13 protein-coding genes are annotated in these 14428 nt (G+C 54.9%); 3 read left to right on the forward strand and 10 right to left on the reverse strand.

What is annotated here, in order from left to right:
- Positions 1–2: 2 nt before the first annotated feature.
- The 9 genes from pabC to yceD all read right to left on the reverse strand — a co-directional run bounded on the left by pabC (position 3) and on the right by yceD (position 7444).
- The gene (gene pabC / locus EGY08_RS03930) at positions 3–812 is read right to left on the reverse strand and encodes an aminodeoxychorismate lyase (protein WP_004131404.1); all 810 of its coding nucleotides are present in this window, start codon (positions 810–812) and stop codon (positions 3–5) included.
- A gap of 143 nt (positions 813–955) precedes the next feature.
- The gene (fabF, locus tag EGY08_RS03935; RefSeq protein ID WP_004131402.1) at positions 956–2197 is read right to left on the reverse strand and encodes a beta-ketoacyl-ACP synthase II; all 1242 of its coding nucleotides are present in this window, start codon (positions 2195–2197) and stop codon (positions 956–958) included.
- 89 nt (positions 2198–2286) lie between these two features.
- Positions 2287–2523 carry an acyl carrier protein gene (gene acpP / locus EGY08_RS03940; RefSeq protein WP_000103754.1) on the reverse strand — a complete coding sequence of 79 codons (237 nt, stop codon included), beginning with the start codon at positions 2521–2523 and terminating at the stop codon, positions 2287–2289.
- A gap of 210 nt (positions 2524–2733) precedes the next feature.
- Positions 2734–3468 carry a 3-oxoacyl-ACP reductase FabG gene (gene fabG / locus EGY08_RS03945; protein ID WP_004131399.1) on the reverse strand — a complete coding sequence of 245 codons (735 nt, stop codon included), beginning with the start codon at positions 3466–3468 and terminating at the stop codon, positions 2734–2736.
- Between the two features lie 12 nt (positions 3469–3480).
- Complete coding sequence (gene fabD, locus EGY08_RS03950) at positions 3481–4410, reverse strand: ACP S-malonyltransferase (protein ID WP_049112598.1); 930 nt, start codon at positions 4408–4410, stop codon at positions 3481–3483.
- A gap of 15 nt (positions 4411–4425) precedes the next feature.
- On the reverse strand, positions 4426–5379 hold the full coding sequence (locus tag EGY08_RS03955) for a beta-ketoacyl-ACP synthase III (protein ID WP_004131395.1): 954 nt from the start codon (positions 5377–5379) through the stop codon (positions 4426–4428).
- 53 nt (positions 5380–5432) lie between these two features.
- Positions 5433–6530 (reverse strand): phosphate acyltransferase PlsX, encoded by a 1098-nt coding sequence (gene plsX, locus EGY08_RS03960; RefSeq protein ID WP_071988293.1) that lies wholly within the window; start codon positions 6528–6530, stop codon positions 5433–5435.
- 202 nt (positions 6531–6732) lie between these two features.
- A complete protein-coding gene (gene rpmF / locus EGY08_RS03965) occupies positions 6733–6906 on the reverse strand; it encodes a 50S ribosomal protein L32 (RefSeq protein ID WP_004101077.1) in 174 nt (57 codons plus the stop codon).
- A gap of 16 nt (positions 6907–6922) precedes the next feature.
- The gene (yceD, locus tag EGY08_RS03970; RefSeq protein WP_004131393.1) at positions 6923–7444 is read right to left on the reverse strand and encodes a 23S rRNA accumulation protein YceD; all 522 of its coding nucleotides are present in this window, start codon (positions 7442–7444) and stop codon (positions 6923–6925) included.
- A 141-nt stretch (positions 7445–7585) separates the two neighbouring features.
- Between yceD and EGY08_RS03975 the strand changes: the two genes are divergently transcribed.
- The gene (locus EGY08_RS03975; protein ID WP_004131392.1) at positions 7586–8170 is read left to right on the forward strand and encodes a Maf family protein; all 585 of its coding nucleotides are present in this window, start codon (positions 7586–7588) and stop codon (positions 8168–8170) included.
- Positions 8171–8360: 190 nt separating this feature from the next.
- Complete coding sequence (locus EGY08_RS03980; protein WP_123828254.1) at positions 8361–9506, forward strand: dienelactone hydrolase family protein; 1146 nt, start codon at positions 8361–8363, stop codon at positions 9504–9506.
- A 12-nt stretch (positions 9507–9518) separates the two neighbouring features.
- Here EGY08_RS03980 and rluC read toward each other — a convergent pair whose 3' ends face one another.
- On the reverse strand, positions 9519–10472 hold the full coding sequence (rluC, locus tag EGY08_RS03985) for a 23S rRNA pseudouridine(955/2504/2580) synthase RluC (RefSeq protein ID WP_177447590.1): 954 nt from the start codon (positions 10470–10472) through the stop codon (positions 9519–9521).
- Positions 10473–11169: 697 nt separating this feature from the next.
- On the opposite strand from rluC, the gene rne reads away from it, so the two are divergent.
- On the forward strand, positions 11170–14415 hold the full coding sequence (rne, locus tag EGY08_RS03995; protein WP_123828255.1) for a ribonuclease E: 3246 nt from the start codon (positions 11170–11172) through the stop codon (positions 14413–14415).
- Positions 14416–14428: the final 13 nt, after the last annotated feature.

Genomic DNA, 14428 nt, shown 5'->3' on the forward strand with positions numbered 1-14428 from the left:
GACTAATCAGACAGCTCACACAAAGGGGCTAAAAAATGGTAAAGCTCGCGGGTGGACCAACATTTATCATTCCAGCGGCGAACAGGCACCAGCGGCATTAATGCGTTACAGACCACGACCTCATCGGCTTCGCGTAACGCCTCGGGGCGCATGGTGGCTTCGACAACGCGAAACGGCGATGGTGCCAGCTTAGCGAGAATGTACTGGCGCATAATACCGTTGACCCCCGCCTGATCGAGGCGCGGGGTAAAGACGTCGGATCCTTTACGCCAGAATACGTTCGCGGCACAGCATTCCGTAAGCCACCCGTCGCTGTCAAGGACCAGTGCCTCATCGGCGTCCGTCTGCTCAAGATGAGAACGAATCAGCACCTGCTCCAGCCGGTTAAGGTGCTTGAGTCCGGCGAGTGAAGGGTTTCGTCCCAGCCTGACAGGACTCAGCGACAGGGAAATCCCCTCCTCGCGCCAGCGCAGATAGTGGGCCGGCCAGGGCGACACGCTGAGAATTCTTGTGGGATTGACACAGCCCGCGGCGCTATAGCCGCGGCCGCCCGCTCCGCGGGTGATGATGACCTTCAGCACGCCATCCTGATGAGGCTGCGCCAGACGCGCCATCTCCTGCGCTAATAGCGCCCAGTCGCCATAGGGGATAAAGAGCTTTTCACAGGTCGTCTGCAGGCGATCCAGATGGGCTGAGAGCAGTTGAACCTGGCCTCTGAGGATGCGCGCAGTGGTAAAGCAGCCATCGCCAAACTGCACGCCGCGATCGTTCACCGCGAGCGTTTCGCTTTCAGCGCCATTGATTAAAAACATAAAAGACTCCTTATCGCTGGCCGGTTAGTTTCGCAGGAGGAGAGACATTGAACAAGCGGAGAAAACCGAATAAAAAAGGCCCGACAAGCGGGCCAATTTTCGATGGGCATTGACGTAAACTGGGATGTTACGTCAGGCGCGCATCACACCTTTTTAAAGATTAGCGAGCCGTTAGTGCCGCCGAAGCCGAAGGAGTTACACAGGGTATACTCCAGACCGCTTACCTGACGCGCTTCGTGCGGGACGAAGTCCAGATCGCAACCTTCATCCGGGTTATCCAGGTTGATGGTTGGCGGAACAGCGCCATCGCGCAGCGCGAGGATGGAGTAGATAGACTCTACTGCGCCCGCTGCACCGAGCAGGTGACCGGTCATTGACTTAGTCGAGCTCACCATTACGCGGCTGGCAGCGTCACCGAAGACAGATTTCACCGCCTGCGCTTCTGCTTTATCGCCTGCCGGCGTAGAGGTACCGTGGGCGTTGACGTAGCCAATCTGGCTAGCTTCAATACCCGCGTCGCGAATAGCGTTAACCATCGCCAGCGCTGCTCCAGCGCCATCTTCCGGCGGTGAAGTCATATGGTAGGCATCGCTGCTCATACCAAAGCCGACGATTTCAGCATAGATTTTCGCACCGCGTTTCTTCGCGTGCTCGTACTCTTCCAGCACGACCATGCCGGCGCCGTCGCCCAGCACGAAACCATCACGCTCTTTATCCCACGGACGGCTTGCCGCCTGCGGGTTGTCATTACGGGTGGACAGCGCGCGCGCTGCGCCAAAGCCGCCTACGCCCAGCGGGGTACTGGCTTTTTCCGCACCACCGGCGACCATTGCATCAGCATCGCCATAGGCGATAACGCGCGCGGCGTGACCAATGTTGTGTACGCCAGAAGTGCATGCGGTTGCGATGGAAATGCTTGGTCCACGCAGACCAAACATGATGGTCAGATGCCCGGCCACCATGTTAACGATTGTGGAAGGAACAAAGAACGGGCTGATCTTACGCGGTCCGCCTTTTACCAGCGAACTGTGGTTTTCTTCGATCAGGCCAAGCCCGCCAATACCGGAACCAATAGCGGCACCGATGCGGGTAGCATTCTCTTCCGTCACTTCAAGGCCAGAATCCTGCATGGCCTGAATGCCAGCGACAATTCCATATTGAATGAAGGCATCCATCTTGCGCTGCTCTTTGCGCGAGATGAAGTCATCACAGTTAAAATCCTTTACTAAGCCAGCAAATTTCGTTGCATAGGCGCTAGTATCGAAATGGTCGATCAGGCTGATGCCACTCTGACCGGCAAGGAGAGCTTTCCAGGTAGACTCTACGGTATTGCCGACAGGAGACAACATGCCCAGTCCGGTCACAACTACACGACGCTTAGACACGGTTGTCCTCCAGGGAGGGAAAATAGATTCTTGTGGGACAAAATTTAGATAAAACTCAGGCGGTCGAATGACCGCCTGGAGATGTTCACTTACGCCTGGTGGCCGTTGATGTAATCAATGGCAGCCTGAACAGTAGTGATTTTCTCAGCTTCTTCGTCCGGAATCTCAGTATCAAACTCTTCTTCCAGAGCCATTACCAGCTCAACGGTGTCAAGAGAATCAGCGCCCAGGTCTTCAACGAAGGAAGCATTGTTGGTAACTTCTTCCTGCTTAACGCCCAGCTGTTCGCCGATAATTTTCTTAACGCGTTCTTCGATAGTGCTCATACTCTTAAATTTCCTATCAAAACTCGCTTTCGCGATGGTTTTCGTAGTGTATAAAATGTTGAAAAATTTGCAACTAAATCCCGGCAGGTCTTACCACGATTTTACGCTATTTTGCGGCTGTTTGCCCTCATAACGCAAATCATTTTGTACAAAACATTACAGTGAACCGCACAGACTGCGCGGTTCCTGAGCGTTTTGCGCAAATCTCGGTCAGACCATATACATTCCGCCGTTGACGTGCAGAGTTTCACCGGTGATGTAACTCGCTTCGTCAGAGGCTAAAAATGCCACCGCACTGGCGATTTCATTTGGAGAGCCGAGGCGCCCCGCAGGAACTGCCGCCAGAGTACCCGCACGCTGCTCATCGGTCAGCGCACGCGTCATGTCCGTTTCAATAAAGCCCGGAGCAACAACGTTTACAGTAATACCGCGGGACGCAACTTCGCGAGCCAGTGATTTACTGAAGCCAATCAGACCCGCTTTCGCCGCAGCGTAGTTGGCCTGACCCGCATTTCCCATGGTACCAACCACAGAACCGATAGTGATAATACGTCCATGACGCTTTTTCATCATAGCGCGCATTACCGCTTTTGACAGACGGAAAACAGATGACAGGTTGGTTTCGATAATATCGTTCCACTCATCATCTTTCATGCGCATTAACAGGTTATCACGAGTGATCCCGGCATTGTTCACCAGGATATCAACTTCACCAAATTCTGCGCGAATATTTCCCAGAACAGATTCAATAGATGCAGGATCGGTCACATTCAGCAGCAAACCTTTACCATTAGCACCTAAATAATCGCTGATCGCCTGCGCGCCGCTTTCGCTGGTCGCCGTACCGATAACTTTCGCGCCGCGGGCAACAAGCGTTTCAGCGATTGCGCGGCCAATCCCGCGACTTGCACCGGTAACCAGCGCGATTTTTCCTTCAAAACTCATGGTTTTCCTCTTTTATTGCTCAAGCGCCGCAGACATGGCCGCCGGCTCGTTAAGCGCGGAAGCGGTCAGGGTGTCAACAATACGTTTAGTCAGGCCAGTGAGGACTTTACCTGGGCCAACTTCATACAAATGCTCTACGCCCTGTGAAGCCATAAACTCAACAGTTTTGGTCCACTGAACCGGGCTATACAGCTGGCGGATCAGGGCATCACGAATAGCCTCAGGCGCCGTTTCACTTTGCACGTCGACGTTATTCACAACCGGAATCGCCGGCGCGTTAAAGGTGATTTTCTGCAGCTCAACGGCCAGTTTTTCCGCCGCAGGCTTCATCAGCGCGCAGTGGGAAGGTACGCTGACCGGCAGCGGCAGCGCGCGTTTAGCGCCCGCAGCCTTACAGGCAGCACCAGCGCGCTCTACGGCCTCTTTGTTACCGGCAATAACAACCTGCCCTGGCGAGTTAAAGTTCACCGGAGAAACAACCTGACCTTCGGCAGACTCTTCGCAGGCTTTCGCAATCGCCGCGTCGTCAAGCCCGATGATCGCGGACATCGCGCCGGTACCTTCCGGTACCGCTTCCTGCATAAACTTGCCGCGCATCTCAACCAGGCGTACGGCATCGGCAAAATCGATAACACCTGCGCATACCAGCGCAGAATATTCGCCGAGGCTGTGGCCCGCCAGCAGAACGGGGGTTTTACCGCCCTGCTGCTGCCAGACGCGATACAACGCAACGGAAGCGGTCAACAACGCTGGCTGAGTCTGCCAGGTTTTATTCAATTCTTCCGCCGGGCCCTGCTGCGCAAGCGCCCACAGATCGTAACCCAACGCCGCAGAGGCTTCACGGAATGTCTCTTCAATTACCGGGTAAGCGGCCGCCATATCTGACAGCATCCCGACACTCTGAGAGCCCTGTCCCGGGAACACAAAAGCAAATTGCGTCATGTTTAAATCCTTATCCTAAAAACGAACCAGCGCGGAACCCCAGGTGAACCCACCACCAAAGGCTTCCAGCAGAATAAGCTGACCACGTTGAATGCGGCCATCGCGAACGGCTTCATCCAGCGCACAAGGGACGGAAGCCGCCGAAGTATTGCCGTGTCGATCGAGCGTGACGACGACATTGTCCATCGACATTCCCAGCTTCTTCGCCGTGGCGCTGATAATGCGCAGGTTGGCCTGATGCGGCACCAGCCAGTCAAGCGCCGAACGCTCGAGATTATTCGCGGCTAAAGTCTCGTCCACGATATGCGCCAGTTCGGTCACCGCAACCTTAAAGACTTCATTACCCGCCATCGTCAGATAGATCGGGTTTTCCGGTTCAACGCGATCGGCGTTCGGCAGCGTCAGCAGTTCGCCGTAGCTCCCATCCGCATGCAGATGCGTGGAGATAATGCCCGGCTCTTCAGAAGCGCCCAGCACGACGGCGCCAGCGCCATCGCCAAAAATAATAATGGTTCCGCGATCGGCAGGATCGCAGGTGCGCGCCAGCACGTCAGCGCCAATCACCAGAGCGTAATCAACCGCGCCGTTTTTCACGTATTGATCGGCAACGCTGAGCGCGTAGGTGAAACCCGCGCAGGCCGCAGCGACGTCAAACGCCGGGCAGCCTTTGATACCCAGCATTGATTGAATCTGGCAAGCCGAGCTAGGAAACGCATGGGTACCGGAAGTGGTCGCAACAATAATCAGACCAATTTGCTCCGGCTTGACGCCTGCCATATCCAGCGCATTCTTAGCGGCTTCAAGGCCCATCGTAGCAACTGTTTCATTCGGTGCGGCAATACGACGCTCGCGGATACCGGTACGAGTAACAATCCACTCGTCAGACGTATCAACCATATTTTCCAGTTCAGCGTTCGTACGCACGTGCTCAGGCAGATAGCTGCCGGTACCAATAATCTTCGTATACATGTACGCTCAGTCACTCTTGGGTAATATACCGGGTTAACTCAAACTGCGAGGCGTCAGTCGTTTCCGGTCATCCGGGTTTGAGGCCTGGAACTTCCGCTTCTGCCGCCTTCAGGCAATTCGAAACCTGCAGGGTATAAAGATTCCAGGCGAGCGGCAATTCGCTGAGGAACCTGCCGCTGCACAGCCTGCACTGCCTGCTCTATCGCGACGCAAAAAGCGCGCTGATTGGCAGCCCCATGACTTTTAATCACGGAACCGCGTAATCCTAACAGACAGGCACCATTATACTGGTCGGGGTTGAGGTGACTGAATCGCCTCGACAGGCTTTTTTGTAACCAACGCTTTAATAAAAGCAGCCACCACGACCTTTTTTTCCCCTCTCCCTGTGATTTCAACAGTGAAAGGAACATTCTGACAACACCTTCCATCGTTTTTAATGTGACGTTGCCCGTGAATCCATCACAAACTAAAACATCCGTTTTGCCCGTCAACAATTCGTTGGCTTCCAGATACCCAATATAGTTGAGGGTTGGCAGGGTTTTCAAAACCGCCGCCGCGTCACGAATGCTGCTGAGACCTTTCATCTCTTCTTCGCCGATATTCAGAAGCGCAACGCGGGGATTCTTAATACCGATAACTTCTTCGGCAAGAACCGCCCCCATGACGGCAAACTGCACCAGCATCGTGCTATCGCAATCGACGTTAGCGCCTAAATCCAGCACCACCGTTTTGCCCTTAAGCTGATGCGGTAACATGGTAACCAGCGCAGGGCGCTCAATTCCCTCAATAGGCTTGAGCAGCAGCTTCGCCAACCCCATCAGCGCTCCGGTGTTACCCGCGCTGACGCAGGCCTGCGCCCGTCCTTCTTTTACTAACTCGAGCGCAATGCGCATTGAGCTACCGCGACTGGCGCGAATGGCCTGCGCGGGTCTAGCATCACTGGCAATAACCGACTGCGCAGGGATAACCTGCAGACGTGAACGTTGTTCAAAATCAGCTTTGGCAAGTAATGGCGCGATAGCGTCGGGATCGCCGACTAAAAGAAGTGTGAGTTGTGAATTAGAGTTCAGTGCCTGCAATGCTGCAGGCACTGTCACGGAAGGGCCAAAATCCCCGCCCATGACATCTAACGCCAGGGTTAGACGTGTCAAGGTATCGTCGCTGCCCGGTTCGGTTATTCCCCAGTTACCCGGGGAAATCCTCACTAAGCTTCATCACGCTTTTACTCTTCGTCTTTCACGCTGCAAGTGCGTTGACTGCGCTCGTTCACACCTGTCACATAGTGAGCTATGCTCCCGGTGCTTCTCTCGCTTGCGTCTTCTTGCAACGCGAAATCCATGGAGTAATGCGTGATTACTTAGCGATAACCTTGCGACCGCGGTAAAAACCGTCGGCAGTGATGTGGTGACGCAGGTGTTTTTCACCAGAAGCTTTGTCTACAGACAGGCTGGTGACTGCGGTCAGCGCGTCATGGGAACGACGCATGCCACGTTTGGAACGGGTTGGTTTATTCTGTTGTACGGCCATGGACCTTACTCCTCAATTACTTATGCTTTAAGCTGGCTAATACGGCAAATGGATTTGGTTTTTGTGCCTCTTCAGGCAGTTCACCAAAGACCATGTCCGCGTCGGACACTTCACAGTGTTCAGAATCATGCACCGGAACTACGGGCAAGGCGAGGATGATTTCATCTTCAACCAGCGCCAGCAGATCGATTTCACCGAATTCGTTAACCTCAATCGGCTCATACGCTTCCGGCAGTGCCTCGGCCTGTTCGTCATTTCTGACGGGGCTGAAACAATACGTTGTGTGGACATGATGGGGGAACGGTTTCCCGCAACGCTGACATTCGAGGGTCACCGACACCGTCGCATCGCCGTTTAACACGGCAAGACGTTGGTTATCGATAGCGAACGACATGCTGCATTCCACATCGCTGTCCACGCTGACAACAGAATCAGCGACACGCACAGCTTGATCACGGGTATAGATACCTTGGTAATCTAAGCGTTTTTGAGCCGTGCGAACCGGATCGAGAGTCAGGGGTAATTTTACCTTTTGCATAGGGCGCGCATATTAACTTTGTAACGTCATAGAGTCAAAGAAAAAGGCAGCCTCAGGTTGCCTTTTGCCATTTATTCGCACACATTGCGGCGCATAGTTTAAAATGATGCTCTGCGAAGCGCTATATGTGGATGAAAAAATATGTCTGAACTAATCCTCGCGTCAACCTCGCCCTGGCGGCGAATGCTGCTGGAAAAACTGTCGGTGCCTTTTGAATGCGCGGCGCCGGAAGTTGATGAGACACCGCTGCCCGGCGAACCCGCCCGCCAGCTGGTGCTGCGTCTGGCGCAGGCAAAGGCGCAGGCCCTTGCTGCGCGCTACCCACACCACCTCATTATAGGCTCCGATCAGGTTTGCGTCCTGGACGGTGAGATCACCGGTAAACCGCACACGGAAGAAAACGCCCATCGCCAGTTGAGAAAGGCCAGTGGCACCATCGTCACGTTCTATACCGGCCTGGCGCTGTACAATTCCGCCAACGGTCACCTGCAAACCGAATGCGAACCTTTTGACGTTCATTTCCGTCGTTTAAGCGATCAGGAAATTGAGAGCTATATCCGCAAGGAAAACCCGCTGCAGTGCGCCGGAAGTTTTAAAAGCGAAGGGTTGGGCATTACGCTGTTCGACCGCCTCGAGGGGCGCGATCCCAACGCGCTGGTCGGTTTGCCGCTCATTGCCCTCTGCCAGATGCTGCGCCGGGAGGAGTGTAACCCTCTGCTCACCTGACCGCGATTCCATGCGGCCTCTTTATGAGGCCGTCAGCCGCCTTTAAACAACGTTTTAGCCGCTGACCGGCGGCGCGGAATCCGTTTTACCCCAACTTAATTAATGCATCGCCTGTCACAGTTTATTTTTCCAGCGCCATTACAATCCAATTAAATAATGAAACGATGTTTTATTTTTAAATGGAGACATTATGCCTACCCGCGCTACGCTCTTGTCCCTCGCCCTGCTGGCCGCCGCCAGCGCCAATGCCAATGACTGGCAGCGCCAGGGCATCGTAGAGGACAATCTTCCCGCCTCTTGGCAGCAGCTGAAATCGCAGATGACCTACCCGGACTCGTGGCTTTCTGGCAACTATCGTAATTTTAATCAATGGCGTCAGCAGGCTCGTACGCTGCTTCGGCAGTCTCTGCTGACCCCGGCGTCGACAATCCCCTACGCGCCGCAAACGCTCATGAGAGAAAACCGGGGAACCTATATCGCCGAGAAGCTGGCCTTCAACGTAACCGACGAAAACAGGATTGCCGCGCTGATGTTGACGCCAAAATCACCCGGCCCTCACCCGGCTATTGTCCTGTTACACGATCATGGCTCAAAGTTTGATATTGGTAAGGAGAAGCTGATCCGACCCTGGCGTGACGCCGCGCGGCTAGCCAGCGCTCAGGCGTGGGCGGATAAATTTTTCAGCGGTCGGTTCATCGGTGATGAACTGGCGCAGCGTGGTTACGTCGTGATAGCCATCGATAGCCCAGGCTGGGGAGATCGAGGGCCTATGGTCTACGAGCAGCAGCAGGCCCTGGCCAGTAACTACTTTAACCTTGGGCGTTCGCTGGCAGGTGAAGTCGCCTATGAAGATCTGCGTACCGTTGATTTCCTCAGCACTTTAAAAACGGTTGATAGTCAACGCATTGGGGTACTGGGTTTCTCAATGGGCGGTTTCCGCGCCTGGCAACTGGCCGCCCTGTCTGACAAAGTGGCCGCGACTGCCGTTATCTCCTGGTTTGGTACCTGGCGCGGCCTGATGCAGCCGGGCAACAACGTCCTGCGCGGGCAATCGGCCTTTTATATGCTTCATCCAGGCTTATCCGGCCGTCTCGACATTCCCGATATTGCCAGCATCGCCGCGCCAAAACCGATGCTCATTTATAGCGGCGGCAAGGATAAGCTGTTCCCGGCAGAAGCCGTTAACGATGCCTTCGCAAAAATGCATAAAGTGTGGGAGTCGCAAAACGCGCAGGATAAGCTGGAAACGAAGACGTGGCCGGAACTGGGCCACGTCTTTTATAAAGAACAGCAGGATGAGGTTTTCCCCTGGCTTGCCAGGTGGCTCAAGCCCTGAGCCTGGTGGCGGTTATTTGGCGCTACGCAAAACCTGCAGGCAGCGCTTAAGCTGATTATCCAGAGGCGCTTCAACACGCATTATCTCGCCGCTCCCCGGATGGGTAAACTTCAGCGCCGCCGCATGGAGAAACAGTCGGTTAAGGCCGGTGCCTGCCAGCTGCTTATCAAATTCACGGTCGCCGTAGCGATCGTCGAAAGCGATGGGATGGCCGGCATATTGCGTATGCACGCGGATTTGATGCGTACGACCGGTTACCGGGCTGCAGCGCACCAGGGTCGCATGGGTAAAACGCTCTTCGACTTTAAAACGCGTCTCAGAAGGTTTCCCCTCTTGGTTAACCCGCACAATACGCTCACCGCTCTGCAGAATATTTTTCAGCAGCGGGGCCTGCACCACTTTAGTATGCGATTGCCACTGCCCGCGCACCAGCGCCAGATAATCCTTCTGCATGCCTTTGTCGCGCAGCTGCTCATGCAGGGAACGCAGCGCTGAACGCTTTTTGGCGACCAGCAGAACGCCAGAGGTGTCGCGATCCAGGCGATGCACCAGCTCCAGGAAACGCGCTTCCGGGCGCAGCGCGCGCAAACCTTCGATCACGCCAAAGCTCAGCCCGCTACCGCCATGGACCGCAGTGCCTGAAGGCTTGTTAAGCACCAGAATATGATCGTCTTCATATAAAATCACATCGGCCAGCGCGGCCACTTTTTGCAGGTGCGGAGAGACCGCCTCTTCTTCTTTCTCAGTTACGCGGACCGGCGGGATGCGCACTTCATCGCCGGCTTCCAGCTTATATTCCGGCTTCACGCGCTTTTTGTTAACCCGCACCTCGCCTTTACGCAAGATGCGATAAATCATGCTCTTCGGTACGCCCTTCAGCTGCGTACGCAAAAAGTTGTCGATACGTTGCCCGGCTTCATCATCAGCAATGGCAACCATTTTTACGCTTGGGATCTCAGTTTTCATGGTGCGCGATTTTAAATAGCCCGACGCATTAGCGCCACTCATTTTTATATGCTTATATTTATCATCATCCGGATTTCACCGTATGCTTCATCATCGTTTTGTTTGTTATTAGAACAATCTGTATACGCAGGTGAAAAAACTGTGAGTAACCGGGTGATAAAAGGTGAAAGTCAACTTGCTATAACAAGCTTAGCAATGGAATAATGATGCAGTATTCCGTGCTGAAACTTGTTAGAACAAGAAATTAGCGGAATGACCAATTTTGTCTGACCGATCATCAACGCAGCAATGGCGTAAGACGTATTGATCTTTCAGACAGTTAGCGGGCTGCGGGTTGCAGTCCTTACCGGTACAGGCTCTATGGATTTCACGTCGCAGGAAGGCGTTCACACTGGGATATCCCGGCGCTCATCTGGATCCAATGATTAAGATGAGCAGGTTAAGCCGCCACGCCGGCTACGTGAAAAACGATGGGTATAAATGGAATCTTCTCTGGTGATACATCCCAGGCAGTTCCCCTGATAATTGCGCTGTGTTTCCGTTTGAAATACAGGCGACCGACACTCTGCGCCTCTTAAGCGCGCGACAACCGTGAGGTTGGCGACGTGAAACAGACACGAGGCCATCGGTTTCCCCCGGTAAGGCGTTACTCTGCCCGTAGCTTAGTCGTCAATGTAAGAATAATGAGTAAGTTACGATGAAAAGAATGTTAATCAACGCAACTCAGCAGGAAGAGTTGCGCGTCGCCCTTGTTGATGGGCAGCGCCTGTACGACCTGGATATCGAAAGCCCCGGGCACGAACAGAAAAAAGCGAACATCTACAAAGGCAAAATCACTCGTATAGAACCTAGCCTCGAAGCCGCGTTTGTTGATTATGGTGCCGAGCGTCATGGTTTCCTCCCTCTTAAAGAAATCGCCCGCGAATACTTCCCTGCCAACTACAATTCTCATGGTCGTCCGAACATCAAGGACGTGCTGCGTGAAGGTCAGGAAGTTATTGTCCAGATTGATAAAGAAGAGCGTGGCAATAAAGGCGCCGCGTTGACGACCTTTATTAGCCTGGCGGGCAGCTATCTGGTGCTGATGCCAAATAACCCACGCGCTGGCGGTATTTCACGCCGCATTGAGGGTGACGATCGCACCGAACTTAAAGAAGCGCTGGCCAGCCTTGAGCTACCGGACGGCATGGGACTTATCGTTCGCACCGCAGGCGTCGGCAAGTCCGCCGAAGCGCTGCAGTGGGACTTAAGCTTCCGCCTGAAGCACTGGGAAGCCATCCATAAAGCCGCAGAAAATCGCCCAGCTCCATTCCTGATCCATCAGGAAAGCAACGTGATTGTGCGCGCTTTCCGCGACTATCTGCGCCAGGATATCGGCGAAATTCTGATTGATAACCCGAAAGTGCTTGAGCTGGCTCGCCAGCACATCGCGGCGCTGGGTCGTCCGGATTTCAGCAGCAAAATTAAACTGTACACTGGGGAAATCCCGCTGTTCAGCCACTATCAGATCGAATCGCAGATTGAATCCGCTTTCCAGCGTGAAGTGCGTCTGCCTTCCGGTGGTTCTATCGTTATCGACAGTACCGAAGCGCTGACCGCTATTGATATCAACTCCGCACGCGCCACCCGCGGCGGCGACATCGAAGAAACAGCGTTTAACACCAACCTTGAAGCGGCAGATGAAATCGCTCGTCAGCTGCGTCTGCGCGACCTTGGCGGCCTGATCGTTATCGACTTCATTGATATGACCCCGGTTCGCCATCAACGTGCGGTGGAAAACCGCCTGCGCGAAGCTGTCCGTCAGGACCGAGCGCGGATCCAGATCAGCCATATTTCACGCTTTGGACTGCTGGAGATGTCGCGCCAGCGCCTCAGCCCATCGCTCGGCGAGTCCAGCCATCACGTCTGCCCGCGCTGTAGCGGAACGGGTACCGTGCGCGATAACGAATCGCTGTCGCTTTCCATTCTGCGTTTGATCGAAGAAGAAGCGCTGAAAGAGAACACCAAAGAAGTTCACGCTATCGTGCCGGTGCCGATTGCTTCTTACCTGCTGAACGAAAAACGTGCTGCGGTAAGCGCGATTGAAACCCGTCAGGCCGATGTGCGCGTCATTATCGTGCCAAACGACCAGATGGAAACGCCGCACTACTCCGTTCTGCGCGTGCGTAAAGGCGAAGAAACCTCCACGCTGAGCTATCTGCTGCCGAAACTGCACGAAGAAGAGATGGCCATGCCTTCTGATGAAGAGCCGGCTGAGCGTAAACTCCCGGAACAACCAGCGCTGGCCGCTTTTGTCATGCCAGAAGCCCCTCCGGCTCCGGCACAGGAAGAGCCGGCCAGGGCAGCGGCTACCGTTACGCCTGCCGCATCCGCACCGAAGGCCGCAAAACCGGCCCAGCCGGGTCTGGTTGCCCGCTTCTTCAGCGCGCTGAAAAATATGTTCTCCGGTGCGGAAGAGACTAAACCGGCAGAAGTTCAGGTTGAGAAAAAAGCGGAAGAGAAATCCGAACGTCAGCAGGAGCGTCGTAAACCGCGTTCTAACAACCGCCGCGATCGCAATGACCGTCGTGACAACCGGGATAATCGCGATAGCCGCGATAATCGTGCCGAGAATAGCGAAGGCCGGGAATCTCGCGAAGAAAACCGCCGTAACCGTCGTGAGAAGCAGCAGAACGCCGAGCCGCGCGATATTCGCCAGACCACGGTAGAAGATAGCGAAAAAGGCAAAGCTCGCGACGAGCAGCAGCCGCGTCGCGAACGTAATCGTCGTCGTAACGATGATAAACGTCAGGTTCAGCAGGAAGCCAAAACGCAAACCCGCGAAGAGCCAATCGTACAGGATAGCGAGCAGGAAGAACGCGTGCAGACTATGCCGCGTCGTAAACCGCGCCAGCTGGCGCAGAAGGTTCGTTTCGAATCTGCTGCCGTTGAGCAGGTTGTCGAGCCGGTAGCCGCAGCGCAGGTAACAGAAGCGCCTGTCGTCCAACCGGAAACCGCTGCTCCACGTACTGAACTGGCAAAAGTCGATCTGCCGGCGGTTGTTGAGACAGCTGCGGAACATGACGACAACGGTGAAGCTCGCGAATCTAACGGCATGCCGCGCCGTTCGCGCCGCTCGCCTCGTCACCTGCGCGTAAGCGGCCAGCGCCGTCGTCGTTACCGTGATGAGCGTTATCCGACACAATCCCCGATGCCGCTGACCGTTGCCTGCGCATCACCGGAAATGGCGTCTGGTAAAGTGTGGATCCGCTATCCGGTGGTTCGCCCGCAGGACCAGCAGCAGGAAGACGCTCCGGTTCAGGAGTTCTCCGTCGCTGCGGCTGAGCCGATCATCACGCCAGCGGCTGCCGCCGAGCCGGTTGTTTCTGAAGTGATTGCGCCGGCAGCAGCCGAAGATAGCGCAGCCATCTCCGAACCTGTGGCGGTGATTAACGAACCGGAAGTTTCGGTCGTTGAAACTACCCATCCGGAAGTTATCGCCACCCCGGTTGATGAACAGCCGCAGCTGATTGCGAAAGCCGATGAAGCCGTAGTTGAAGACGTTGTCGCAGAAGCCGTCGAAGTTGATGCGAAAGACGCCGTCGAGCCGGAAGCAACGGCCCCTGTGTCTGAACCAGTTGTAGCCGAAGAAGCGCCTGAGGTTGTTGAAGAAACGCCTGAGGTTGTTGAAGAAGCGCCTGTCGTTTCTGCGCCAGCGCCAGTAGCGGAGCCGGTGGTTGAGACTAAGCCAGCAGTCGACGCCGCGCCGGTAGTTAAGGTCGCCAATCGTCACGCGACGGCGCCGATGACGCGTGCGCCTGCACCGGACTACGTGCCTGAAGCGCCGCGTCAAAGCGATTGGGTTCGCCCGAACTTTGATTTTGACGGTAAAGGCTCTGCTGGCGGCCATAGCGCCACGCATAAAGCCACAGCCGGACCTACCCGTCCGCAGTCCGTAGAGTAACCTCTACAAGACC

Source organism: Klebsiella sp. FDAARGOS_511 (assembly GCF_003812845.1).
In the GTDB taxonomy this organism is placed as follows: Bacteria; Pseudomonadota; Gammaproteobacteria; order Enterobacterales; family Enterobacteriaceae; genus Klebsiella; species Klebsiella grimontii.

Coding starts and splice junctions, on each gene's coding strand:
- pabC (WP_004131404.1), bottom strand. CDS start 812: ATGTTTTTAATCAATGGCGCTGAAAGCGAAACGCTCGCGGTGAACGAT.
- acpP (WP_000103754.1), bottom strand. CDS start 2,523: ATGAGCACTATCGAAGAACGCGTTAAGAAAATTATCGGCGAACAGCTG.
- fabG (WP_004131399.1), bottom strand. CDS start 3,468: ATGAGTTTTGAAGGAAAAATCGCGCTGGTTACCGGTGCAAGTCGCGGG.
- fabD (WP_049112598.1), bottom strand. CDS start 4,410: ATGACGCAATTTGCTTTTGTGTTCCCGGGACAGGGCTCTCAGAGTGTC.
- EGY08_RS03955 (WP_004131395.1), bottom strand. CDS start 5,379: ATGTATACGAAGATTATTGGTACCGGCAGCTATCTGCCTGAGCACGTG.
- rpmF (WP_004101077.1), bottom strand. CDS start 6,906: ATGGCCGTACAACAGAATAAACCAACCCGTTCCAAACGTGGCATGCGT.
- yceD (WP_004131393.1), bottom strand. CDS start 7,444: ATGCAAAAGGTAAAATTACCCCTGACTCTCGATCCGGTTCGCACGGCT.
- EGY08_RS03975 (WP_004131392.1), top strand. CDS start 7,586: ATGTCTGAACTAATCCTCGCGTCAACCTCGCCCTGGCGGCGAATGCTG.
- EGY08_RS03980 (WP_123828254.1), top strand. CDS start 8,361: ATGCCTACCCGCGCTACGCTCTTGTCCCTCGCCCTGCTGGCCGCCGCC.
- rluC (WP_177447590.1), bottom strand. CDS start 10,472: ATGAAAACTGAGATCCCAAGCGTAAAAATGGTTGCCATTGCTGATGAT.
- rne (WP_123828255.1), top strand. CDS start 11,170: ATGAAAAGAATGTTAATCAACGCAACTCAGCAGGAAGAGTTGCGCGTC.